The organism is Tenacibaculum aestuariivivum, assembly GCF_964507685.1.
Taxonomy (GTDB): Bacteria; Bacteroidota; Bacteroidia; order Flavobacteriales; family Flavobacteriaceae; genus Polaribacter; species Polaribacter aestuariivivum.
Window position 1 is genome coordinate 2,559,282 of sequence record NZ_OZ208414.1, and the last position, 12,573, is coordinate 2,571,854.

Annotated in this window: 9 protein-coding genes; 6 read left to right on the forward strand and 3 right to left on the reverse strand. The window is 27.4% G+C overall.

From position 1 onward, the window contains the following. The first annotated feature begins 3 nt into the window (after positions 1–3). Positions 4–177 carry a hypothetical protein gene (locus tag ACN5J4_RS11495; protein ID WP_418650125.1) on the forward strand — a complete coding sequence of 58 codons (174 nt, stop codon included), beginning with the start codon at positions 4–6 and terminating at the stop codon, positions 175–177. Then, positions 165–689, forward strand: coding sequence for a pyridoxal phosphate-dependent decarboxylase family protein (locus ACN5J4_RS11500; RefSeq protein ID WP_418651170.1), 525 nt, complete (start codon positions 165–167; stop codon positions 687–689). The genes ACN5J4_RS11495 and ACN5J4_RS11500 overlap by 13 nt, the downstream gene beginning before the upstream one ends. On the opposite strand, the gene ACN5J4_RS11505 is transcribed toward ACN5J4_RS11500, so the two are convergent. Continuing rightward, entirely contained in the window at positions 670–957 is a 288-nt protein-coding gene (locus ACN5J4_RS11505) for a hypothetical protein (protein ID WP_418650126.1), read from the reverse strand. The genes ACN5J4_RS11500 and ACN5J4_RS11505 overlap by 20 nt on opposite strands. Positions 958–1,157: 200 nt before the next feature. On the opposite strand from ACN5J4_RS11505, the gene nirK reads away from it, so the two are divergent. From nirK to ACN5J4_RS11525, 4 genes are read left to right on the forward strand one after another with little or no spacing between them, the layout of a single operon-like run. Next, on the forward strand, positions 1,158–2,609 hold the full coding sequence (gene nirK / locus ACN5J4_RS11510; RefSeq protein ID WP_418650127.1) for a copper-containing nitrite reductase: 1,452 nt from the start codon (positions 1,158–1,160) through the stop codon (positions 2,607–2,609). Between the two features lies 1 nt (position 2,610). Continuing rightward, entirely contained in the window at positions 2,611–3,384 is a 774-nt protein-coding gene (locus ACN5J4_RS11515) for a formylglycine-generating enzyme family protein (RefSeq protein ID WP_418650128.1), read from the forward strand. Positions 3,385–3,386: 2 nt separating this feature from the next. After that, positions 3,387–4,124 (forward strand): SCO family protein, encoded by a 738-nt coding sequence (locus ACN5J4_RS11520; RefSeq protein WP_418650129.1) that lies wholly within the window; start codon positions 3,387–3,389, stop codon positions 4,122–4,124. 4 nt (positions 4,125–4,128) lie between these two features. Then, the gene (locus tag ACN5J4_RS11525; RefSeq protein WP_418650130.1) at positions 4,129–5,034 is read left to right on the forward strand and encodes a mechanosensitive ion channel family protein; all 906 of its coding nucleotides are present in this window, start codon (positions 4,129–4,131) and stop codon (positions 5,032–5,034) included. Between the two features lie 1,064 nt (positions 5,035–6,098). Here the strand turns inward: ACN5J4_RS11525 and ACN5J4_RS11530 are convergent. Both ACN5J4_RS11530 and ACN5J4_RS11535 read right to left on the reverse strand, forming a co-directional pair. Next, positions 6,099–7,187 (reverse strand): hypothetical protein, encoded by a 1,089-nt coding sequence (locus ACN5J4_RS11530; protein ID WP_418650131.1) that lies wholly within the window; start codon positions 7,185–7,187, stop codon positions 6,099–6,101. Between the two features lie 2,442 nt (positions 7,188–9,629). Beyond that, positions 9,630–10,598: a dihydrodipicolinate synthase family protein gene (locus ACN5J4_RS11535; protein ID WP_418650132.1), complete on the reverse strand. Its 969-nt coding sequence runs from the start codon at positions 10,596–10,598 to the stop codon at positions 9,630–9,632. Positions 10,599–12,573: the final 1,975 nt, after the last annotated feature.

The following is a 12,573-nucleotide window of genomic DNA, read 5'->3' on the forward strand; positions in this document are numbered from 1 at the left end:
AAAATGTATGATTTTCCTATTGAAAAGGTAGGAGGTATTTTTACAAGTGGCGGTTCGATGGCAAATTTAACAGCTTTAACAACTGCAAGACTTATTAAATGTGGCGATGATTTTTCTAAAGAAATTATTTATCAGATCAAGTACATTCATCAAATATTAAGGCTATTCGAGTTTTAGGTTTTAAAAAAGAAGAAATCTGTATTTTACCCCCTGATATTGAATTAAAAATTAGAATCGATAAATTAAAAAATGCCATTGCAAAAGATAAATTAGAAGGCTTACAATCCTTTTGTTTTATAGCATCGGCAGGAACAATAAATATGGGAACTGTTGATCTGTTAAATGATATTGCCGATATCTGTGAAGCTGAAAATTTATGGTTTCATATTGATGGAGCTTATGGAGGTATCGCTATTTTATATAAAAAAGGAGCGAAGGCGCTGCAAGGAATTCAAAGAGCCAATTTCTTAACGGTTGATCCACATAAATGGTTTTATCAACCCTACGAAATAGGCTGTTTATTGGTAAATAAATCTTCTTGGTTGAGTGGAACTTTTAGCGAAAAACTAGAGTATTTACGTGATATTGAAGGAAATGAATCTGAACTTAATTTTTATGATTATGGAACCCAATTACCCCGTCGTTTTAGAGCTTTGAAATTTTATATGTTTATAAAACATACGGTTTAGACACTTTTGAGCAAGCTGTAACGTATAATATCGATTTAGCTGATACTGTTGAAAAAGTTTTACGAAAAAGTAGAGATTGGGAAATTGTTTCATCAGCAACTTTAGCGATTATTAATTTTAGATATAATCCGATTGGCGCAAATTTATCAGAAAAAGAAATCGATGTGTTAAATAATGCAATATCTAAAAAAATAATGGATTCTAAAGAAGCATTTTTAGTAACCATTATTTTAAATAAATAAGTTGTTTTAAGAATGTGTTTAATCAATCCGAAAACAACGATTGACCACGTGGAAGAAACATTAGCATTATGTCATAAATTTGGACAAGAAATTTTATTAGTATAAGTTTTATTTTAAAATATTATGATATATATCATAAACCTAGTAGTATTGGTATTATAAATTTGCTCAATAAAAGATATTAATATCTTTTATTAAGAGTCAAACAATATTAATACTTAAAATAATGAAAAGACAAAAATTTATTATAGTATTTGCTATTATTATGTTTTTAACTAGTTGTAAAAGTAAGAATAGTAGTAGTTTAACAATACATAATACCGCTAGTATTGCTGTAAAAGGAACAATTAAAGCTGAATTAACATCACCGCCAAATGTGCCAGAACCAATAGGTAATAGAAATGCTAAAAAGCTATTGGTAAATATGGAAATTCTTGAAAAAGAAGGAACAATGTCTGACGGTGTTCAATATGTTTATTGGACTTTTGGAGGTTCTGTTCCTGGAAGTTTTATAAGAACTAGAGTTGGAGATTTAGTAGAGTTTACATTATCAAATCATCCTGATAATAAATTGCCACATAATATAGATTTACACGCCGTTACAGGACCAGGTGGAGGAGCAGAATCATCTTTTGTTGCACCAGGTCATAAAAAAACATTTTCATTTAAAGCATTAAATCCAGGTTTGTATGTGTATCACTGTGCTACAGCACCCGTAGGAATGCATATTGCTAACGGAATGTATGGTTTAATTTTAGTAGAACCAGCAGGTGGTTTACCAAAAGTTGATAAAGAATACTACATTATGCAAGGAGATTTCTATACTAAAGGTGAAACAGGAGAAAAAGGATTACAGCCTTTTGATATGAGAAAAGCAGTAAAAGAAGATGCTGATTATGTTGTTTTTAATGGGAAAGTTGGCGCTTTAACTGGTGATAACGCAATTACAGCAAATGTAGGTGAAACAGTGCGTTTATTTGTTGGAAATGGAGGTCCAAATTTAACATCGTCTTTTCATGTTATTGGAGAAATTTTTGATAATGTTCATATTGAAGGAGGTTCTAATATTAATAAAAATGTACAAACAACCTCAATACCTGCTGGTGGAGCCGCTATTGTAGATTTTAAAGTTGATGTTCCTGGAACATTTATTTTAGTAGATCATGCTATTTTTAGAGCCTTTAATAAAGGTGCTTTAGGAATGTTAAAAGTTACAGGAGAAGAAAAAAAGGACTTATATTCTGGTATAAAACAAGAAGGAATTTATCATCCTGAAGGAAGCACCATTCAAGTTATGCCTGATACTCAAACGCAAAAGAAAGTGGCAACTCCAGCAAAAGAAAAAACACTTGCTCAGAAAATAACAGATGGTAAACAAGTATATATGAAAACGTGTTTTGCATGTCATCAAGCAGAAGGACAAGGAATTTCAAGTGCTTTTCCTCCGTTAGCAAAATCAGATTATTTAAATGCTGATGTAAAAAGAGCCATTGATATTGTTTTAAATGGTAAAACAGGAGAAATAAAAGTGAATGGTGAAAAATATAATAGCGTAATGACTAAGCAAACTCTAACCCTAGAAGAAGTAGCTGATGTGATGACTTATGTTTATAATTCTTGGGGAAATAATAAAACAAACGTTACGATAAAAACAGTTCAAGAGGTTAAAAATAAATAATATGAAAATCATTTTAAGATTAGCAATTTTTATATTCCTTTTAAATTCTGTTAGTATAAGTTGTCAGTCTAAAATGACAAAAATAAAAGGAGGAAGCTATATCCCTTTATATGGTAGAGATTCTATGAAAGTAATTATAGCTGATTTTTTGATCGACGTGTATCCTGTAACCAATATTGAATTTTTAAATTTTGTTAAAAAACATCCTAAATGGCAAAAAAGTAAGGCTATTAAATTATTTGTTGATGCAAGTTATTTACGTGAATGGAAATCAGATACTATTTTGAATAGTCATCAAAAATTAAAGTCGCCAATAACAAACATTTCTTGGTTTGCGGCTAAAAATTATTGTGAAATTCAAGGTAAAAGACTACCAACCGTAGATGAATGGGAATATGTTGCAATGGCAAATAAAAAAATGCCAGATGCTCGAAAGCTTAAAGAATATAATGAGTTTATTTTGAGTTGGTATGAAAAACCAAAAACATTTAATCAAACAATAGGAAGTACTTTTAAAAATTATTGGAATGTCTATGATTTACACGGTTTAGTATGGGAGTGGACATCTGATTTTAATTCTGTACTAATAACAGGAGAATCTAGAAAAGATGTCGATAGTAATTTATTCTGTGGCAGTGCCGCCGTAAATGCAACCGATTTAATGAATTATGCCGCTTTTATGCGCTATGCAATTAGAGGAAGTTTAAAAGCAAGGTATACCATGAAAAATCTTGGGTTTAGGTGTGTTAAAAATTTAAATATTAAAGATAATTAAACATGAAACAGTTATATTATTTATTACTTATTTTAGTGTCTATTTTATTATTAAACGCTTGTAAAAACGTTAAAAAAAAATCATCTAACAGTCAATCAAGTAACAGTATTTTTTATAAATGCCCAAGGCAATGCGAAAGAACTAAAACTTATCCTAAAAAATTAACTTGTCCTGTTTGTAAAATGAATGTAACAGCAGTAATGCCAACTATAGAAGAAAAGCCAAAAATCTTAACAACTCAAATTTCAGAAAACTCTATATTTAATTTAATATCATCATGGAAAACGGAAGAAAATAAAACTATTTATCTAAAAGATTTAAAAGGTAAAGCTTTGGTAATAGTAATGATTTACACGAGTTGTAAAGCTGCTTGTCCTCGTTTAGTTGCTGATATGAGAAATATAGCGGCTAAAATACCCGCTAAATATACAAATGAGTTACAGTATGTTTTAATTAGTATTGATCCTAAAAATGATACTCCAGTACGGTTAAAAGAATTTGCCAAAGAAAATTATATGGATGGCAAGCAATGGACTTTTTTACAAGGAAATAAATATGCTGTTCGTGAGTTTGCAAATGTATTAGCTGTAAAATATAAGCAAATATCTCCGTTAGATTTTTCACATTCTAATATAATAAGTATTTTTAATTCGCAAGGAGAGTTAGTACATCAACAAGAAGGTTTAGGGGTTGATAATAAAGAAACAGTAATGAGTATTTTAAAAGTTTTAAAAGATTAATAGTATGGAAATATTTGAGAATATAAGTAAATGGATTAATGAACATCCTATTTTTAGTAGTATAATTAAATATTTAATTTGGGTTATATTAATATTTATAACAATTGCTTTTTTAAGGAGTTTGTTACGAAAAAAACTTCCAGATACGGGTATAAGATATAAATCTCAAAAAGCGGTAGAATTTTTCGGTTATGTGTTATTAATAATAATAACTATATCTTTTTTTACGGGTAGTATTAAAGATTTTGCATTAGCAATTGGATTACTAACAGCAGGAATTACAATAACATTACAGGAGTTAATTTTAAGTGTTGCAGGTTCTTTTTATATTTTTTTGGTTGGTGTATATAAACCTGGAGATAGAATAGAAATTAATAATATTAAAGGAGATGTAATTGATATTGATAGCATTTACACTACCATGATGGAAATTGGTGAATGGGTTTCTAGTGATAATTATAGCGGAAGGATTGTAAAATTAAGCAATTCTTTTGTTTTTAAAGGGCCTGTTTATAACTATTCAGAAGATTTTGCCTTTGTTTGGGACGAATTTAATTTACCTATTAGATATGGGTCAGATATAGAGTTGGCTAAAGTTATTATAGTTAAGATTGCTTCTGAAACATTATCTGAATATGTATCTACTTCTATGTCAGAATGGAATAAAGTTGTAAATAAATACTACATTGAGAATGCTCAAGTTGAACCAACCTTAGCGATAACTATGACTGATAATTGGGTGCAATTTAATTTACGATATATTGTTGATTATAAAAAAAGAAGATATACAAAACATATTTTAAATGAATTAATAGGAAAGGAAATTTTAAAAACAGATGGTAAAGTTCAACTAGCTTCAGCAACTTTTGAAATTGTTCAAATACCAAACATTAATATAAAAAAAGGATAAAGAGTTGTATTATATTTTTGTTAATAAGTTTGCTTTTAGGTTTACAGTGACGTTTCAAACTAATACATTATAGGTGTGAAACACAAAAATAAAGTTTAGAAAAAAAAATAGAACTACTATCTTTTTCAGAAGAGAATAATATTGTTTCTATTAGTTGTAAATTCAGTGTTAGTGTGGAAACTTTTTAAAGTTTTAAGAAAAGTATAAGAGTTATAGTGAAGTAGGATTATATATAACCTATAATATTATAAGCATACTGAAAAAGTTTAGTATGTTCGTTTAAGAAATATTTATTGGTTGTTATTTGTTTTAAAAATAAGATTAGTAAAACCAAAATATTTTTACATGTTAGTTGTGGTTCATATTAGTTATAGCATTGGAAAAAAGATAATAAACCTAAGATATTTACTTAAAAATTTGAGTGTTTACTAAGCCAATGTTAGGTAATAAAGTCTATTATAATACTTTTTAGCCTATATATAATCGATTAAAGAAATCTTCTTAACAAAAATAAGGCTATTAATTAATTAACCATATAAACTGTATAGAATTTAGAGGGATTAAGATTTATTAAAATTTGAAAATAGAAAAGGTTCTATGTGTAACTTATTAAAGTAAACATTTCTAGACACTTGAGTACTTAAAAATACACATTAAGATGGTTTGTACTTCTAGTATAGATGATAATACTTATTCATATCTTAATAATTGCGTTTATACATATAGAGCCCTAAAAGATTATTTTTCTATAAAACAAGATAAGGTAATTAATTTAGCAAATACTAACTGAATATAAAAATCCAATAGGATTTTTAAAAATAGGCTAGAACTACTAATAAATTAGATACTATGTTGTATTTCAATAAAAAAGCATAATATTTATAGGTAATCTTTTATATATTTACAATAAAGAGAATGATTTTAAAAAATGATCAAAGCTTTATTGTAAATATATAAAAGATAGTAAAAGGAATATTTAGAAAATAGAATTTGTAAAAAACTACTTGATTTTCAATATAATTATTAAGGAAATAAGACAACTAGTTTTTAATTTCTCTAATAAATTAAAAATATTCACTTATATTCCATGTATGAACTGGAAAAGTAAAAGGACCAATTTTAAAATAAAAATCACCTCTACTTACTTCAGCTTTATACAACCTAAATTGTCCACTGCTTTTACTATATCTTCCAACAAAATAATGGTTTCTACTACCATTATAAGGAGTGTTCGCACGGATATAACTAGATCTATTGATTTTTCTAAACTCCGCAAAATTTCTAGTAGATTTCAATCTATATGAATTTACAGGATACCTATAAAATCTGGTACCAATCTTAGCCCAAGTAGTAATTCTAGAGAAATAATCATATCTCCACCACCAATTAGAACGGTTTCTTGCACGTCCAGCGTCCCATAATACTACAAAGCGTAGTCCGTAATTATAACCTAAAAGGCGAACTGCAGATTGAGGTCTAAGCCTACTACTTATATTATTTGTGTTACTCAAATCTAATTTGGTGTCATTAGTATTTTCAATTTTCTTTAATAAGTTAGATAAATCTATATTATTATATTCTTCTACTTTAAACTCATCCAAATCTAAAAGTTTACCTTCAAGCATTAACTTTCCGTTAGAACTAATTAATTCAGCCATTGGTTCTTGAAAAATAGTATTTACTCCTATTACTGATTTTGTTAAATACTTTTCATATAAGTTGTATAATTCATAAGCCTTTGCTGGTTTTATAAGTTCTAAGCTATTTATTTCGTCTGCAATACTTTGAATACTTATAAACCCCAATTCTTTTCTTAAAGAATATATACTCTTTAACAACTCTTCATGATATGCCACAATATATGGGCGTACATAATCCTCACTTAATTTAACCTCAATAGTTTCTTCTTTATTAGATCTATTCATTTCTTTATCAGAGTTACTAAAAAATGTCTGATTAGCGTATGTGTTATAGCTTTCTTTTAAAGATAAAATTTGATCAAGTTTATTCTGCGATTCTTCCTTAGTAGAAAAGTTAAAATAATCCATCTCGGTTTTCATTGAACTCAACTTAACTTCCTCTATGGGGTCGTCTAAATTAGAACAGCCTATAAAAATAATCAAGATTAGATTGAGAAGTACTAGTTTTTTCATTCTTTTCATTGTTGGTTAAATTTATGTAAAAATATTAAATTATTATACTTATAATTGTGTTAACAACTTCTAATACTTTAAATGTTGTTAGATGTTTTATTTAATGAGTAATACTAATGGTTTCTTAAAAAAAGTAAAAGTATTGCATTTAAATAGGTTAACTTTTTTTAATTCTTCGATATGATTTGTAGGCAATATTTTGAGTTATATACACCAGTTTTGGTTTGTTTTAATCGAAACTTAAATGTAAGTGAAGGTTGTTATAAATATTAATTGATTTTTTTTAAAATTCTGTGCTAAATTAGTGTTTTAATTGTTAGTTTAAAACGATATTCATATTTTGTAATAATATTTTTATAGAGGATGTGTTTTTTAGTCATAAATACATGTTTTAGTAAATAAAAAAGAAATAGAAAATTCATGAATATTTTCGTGTTTATGCGAGTACTAGTGATGAATTATATAAGGTTTTAGCTGTAGGTAGTTTTCAATCTGTTAATTATAATTTTCTGACATTGTTTTAATTCTCGCAAAAAATCAAAAGGTTGAAAAAATTGAATATTTTCAATATCTAAAATTGAATTTAAAAGAAATTTTCCTTGATGGATAACAATAATAAGATTAATACATCTTTTGAATTCTATATTAATATCGTTACGATTTGAACTAGCTTTAATTTTGAATTCAAATTCGTTTTCTGATCAGTAGATAGTATTCCAGTTAAATTAATATGCAAGTTTTTCAATTTCTTGTTTTAATTCAATTTTGTTTTAAAAGTTTCAAGTTTTAGGTCTTTGTCTTTTTTTTAAATAAATATTAGTGAAATAATGATTAAAAAAAAGCTCATTTTATGTTGGAGTTCTAACTCTCCAATTATTATTCCATTTGAAAATTCATAAATCAAGTAAATAAAAGAGATTGAAAACAAAATTATTGAAATTTTATAATAAATTATTTTTTCAATAAGACTTAATTTTCTTTTTTAAAATTAAATTCATTTTCTATATTTTTTTTACTTATAACTAAATGTTTCTACTATAATTAGTACGCGAATTGAAAGTTCTAAAATTTTTAATTTAGCAGGTAGCTATTTTTTTTAACATTACAAAAATACACTAAATTTTGAATTTATAACTTAAAATCGTATCAATGATAACCATTATTGTTATGTTGTTCTTTTATTTAATAAATCATAAATTTTTAATATTCCTTGTGCTTTAGAACCTGAATACTTAGTAAATGTTATTGATTACTTTCTGTAAAAGTCAATGTTTTCAGTTAATATATTATTTTTATTTTATTTAAGGTCAAATAACAAGTTTCAAGTTATGTGAACTAATTTATTAGATAATCTCGAACATTTAATTTTAGTACTGTCATTTGTTTCATTATTACTCCCAACAGCTCTATTTACAACACTTAGTAATTCCTACTTTAGATACCAGACTACATTCATTATTTTTTTAAGGTTTCACCTATTCCTTGAAATTCTAGTTGAATATCCTCTTTCAATTAACCTTCTTTTTTATTATTGTCAACGTTTTTTGGCATTATCGAAACAAATGTGTTCTAGAAAGTGTATAATACTGCTTTAACTAAATCATGTAAGAATTTGAAATTAACAATATTATTCTTAATAGATTTTTTAATTTCATCTAATTTTATTTTCTGACGATCTATCTCAGTTTTTTTTGGGGTCAATTAATTGCTCATGTCCTATCAACTGATATAGGCTATTATTAAGCTAATTAATTTCATTATTGTATAAAAAAAGATGGAAGAATCGGCGTTGCAATTTGCATTAACTGACTCTTAAAAAATCTTCTTTTCGTATTTTGTTTCTCGAATAATCTTGAAATAGTTTTGTGCGAAATGTAATTCTCTAAATAATTTTTATTATTCGCAATAAAGATTAGGTGCTGCTAAAGTGCAATAAGTATTATCACAATGTTCCTCTTCTATATATTCATTTGCTTTTTTTGCTACGAATAAATTACTTTTTTTGAAATATAGCATGAAGCTTATTTTTAATCAGCACGTATATTTTTTAGTTGTTTGAATTGTAATAAAACAGTAAGTCAGTTTCTCTTAACCTAAAAAGGGTTATACTTTTTCAAGTTTCATTTGAGGAAGAAAATTTAGGTAAATTCAATTACTTAATAAACTAATTGCAAAATGAATTTTCAGTTGATAATTCCTCCAACAAAATCAATTGTATCTCTCTTTATTGTATTAACTTGATTGGTAAAATGGTATGTTCTGAAGTTTCTTGCATAATTTGTTACAACAGGTAAAAATAATACAGTATCTTGTTCAAAAGGTATAAAAGCTTTGTCATAACAAAAATACAAACCAAATCTATCTACGATACAAAATATTGGACATAAAAAAAGCCCCGTAAAAACGGAACTTTCTCTTTTTTGAATATTTAAAAGTATCAGTCTATATTAAGTCCATAACTTCAAGCCTTTCTTTTGCTAAAATGTATCTTAAACGGACATCATCAATTTGCTGTTGAGTTAATTTCTTACCAAAGGTACGAAGTCCTCCAGCCGCATCATTATGATGAATTCCCATAGCAAACTTAAGGTATTCCATAAGTAGCGGCTGAGCATCTAGGTACGATAAAGAATTTAAAGCCTGAGAAATTTTGTTTGCCTTAGCCCATTCTCCTTTTAAAACATACTCCTGCATAGTAACACTTGCTTTTGGGAAGATAGTACCTACACCTGTAATCCCACCGCATGCTCCTGCAAGGCCTGCGTATACAGTAACTGTGTCAACACCTGCCAAAACTTTTAAATCTTTGTTTTCTAACATTAGAGTTTCAATAATTGAAACATCTATAGTTGATATTTTAAGAGCAGTTACTTTAGGGAGAACGGAAAGTCTTCTAAGAAGATCAGTTGAGAGCGCATGATATCCGGCTGCATCAGGATTGTTATAAGGCATAATTGTTACACCTGCATTTTTTGCAGTTGCTTCAGAAAGCTCATAGTATTTATACATTTCTTCATCAGAAGGTGCTAACTTAGTTTTTGGCGGCATAACCATTACAGTATCTACTCCAACCGTAGCAAGATCTTCAACAATTTTGGCAATTTCTTCCTTAGTTTCTGCCACTGCTCCACTGATTAACGGTACATTGTAGTCTTTAGCGACTTCCGCAAGAGCTTTAAGCAAAGAAAGGCGTTGTTCGGAGCTCAGGTAGCTGTTTTCACCTAGAGTACCGGATCCAACAAGTCCCCCCATTCTACTTCCTCCTTTTCCTTGAGCCTTTAAAACATCTGCAGCTTGTTTTTGTGTTGCATCCAGGTCAATTTCAAGAGCACCGGATTTTGATTCTTTTAGCCATGTAAAAACGGCTGGCATAACGCTATACCTCCAATCTGAACTATTTTTTTCTATCATATTTATTCTTGTCTAAGATTATGTCAATAAAATTTTTCACAAAACTATGCAAAATTATTCAAAAAGTTTCAAATCGGTTTTAGAAGAAATAGAAGATATCACTTGCCTAAGTTTAATTTTTCATCTCTGTAGGTAACTAATTTGTTATGATTATCAAATAAGATCTGGTATAAGAAACATTTTAATGAGTTGTGATTGTATTATTTTAAGTAACTTAAAAATCAAAAAAAAATAGTTTATTGTGTTGTTTTATAGTGGTTTAGTTTTTTTAAAAAATTTTTAAGGGTAAATTTATTTATTTATTTGATATGATTTATTTATATCATTTTAGGTGTGTTTAAATTTATACTTAAATGTGAATGAAGATTATTATAAATATAAATAACAGTTTTGCATTTGCTAAATTAGTATTTTTAATTGTTAGTTTCAAACCATATTTATGTTTTCAGTCATAACTAATAATAAACCAATTTTTTTAGCGAATAGGGGATAAGTCGGATTGCAATATTGTAGCTCTCTATCTGAATGATGAGTTAGTTTTTCATTAGGATATTTACGATTTTTGTACTATACTTATATAGGTTGACTTTTTTCTTGATTATTTCTACCGTTCAAAAGGCAAAAAATATTTAGAGCTAGGTCTGTTCTTAAATTATAAGCTCAGGTAAATTCACCTTATTTTTTAGATAAGATTTATATTTGGATTTAAATGGACTTCTGTAGGTTTTGTTAAATCAAGGCTAAAATGAGACTTTAAATTATTATAAGTATCTACAACTTGTATTGTCATTTCTTGAGTAATATCAGTTTTTTAAGGGTTCTTTTTAATTCATACTCATATTTCAAAGTTCTATTGATTCTTTCTGTGACTGGGTTTTCATAAGGAGCGTATTGTTCGGTCATACTTTATGATAATACTATTCTTTTCTGTAAATTCGGTGTATTTTGGATTACAGTATTGAATGCCTTTATCGGAATGATAAATGAGCTGTTTATTAGGATATTTTTTGTTTTTAATAACATAGTGAGCGTATCTTTACAAAGTAATGTCTTCATAAGAATGTCTAGTTTGTAACCATAATTTGCTTAGAGTAGGCATCTATTACTAGAGCTAGATAGCTATGACTGTTTTCGGTTTTAATATATATATAATCGATTACCTAAAGTTGTTCTTGACGATTGGTAACGTTGTCTTTCATTAAGTTTTTATACTTTCTAAAAAGATATTTAGAGTTGGTTGTGGTGACATAATTTTTTCTTTTTTTGAAGAGTAAATTATTTAATCTTAAAAAGGCATAGAATTTATCTCTACCGAAGCTTACATTTTTATTTGTCATCTCTGTTTTATGATTGTAATATAGCTTTATTCTACCAGTTTTAGAGCTCGATTTTTTACGATAATCTTTTTACCACAGTTGTGTTTTTGATAGTCTATTTGTTGTTTTTTAGGGTTTTAGAGTCTTTTTTAAAAGGCTTTTTTCCTAATCCCTATCCATTAATAGAGCTATTTTTTTAAATAGTTTTTCTTCTTTAGTTCTATATCTTTTGTTAATGATTTGGGTAATCATTTTTGATATAGACGCCTGTAATAAGTCTCATATCGACGATTATGTCTTGCTGGAATTCTTTTATAAACTGCAGTTCCTCAATGCGTTTCTTTAGTTTATTAATTTCATCGTTTTTACTCGTACCTATGTTTTGTTGTATAAGGTATTATATTTTCTAATCTAATTAGGAAATAGTTGTTCTAGGAACATCATATTTCTTGGAAGTAAACTTTGTAGAAATTTGACCATTTTGAATTTGGTCAACAACTAAAAGTTTAGTTTCTAAAGTAGCTTTTTTTTAGCCAGTATTTTTTTATGTTTTTCATAAGTGACTCTAATTAAATGATGAATTTTTAGTCAACCTATTATTATATTTCAGCATGATATAATACTAATAACTGTAATAAATCAGTATTTCAAATAGAAAT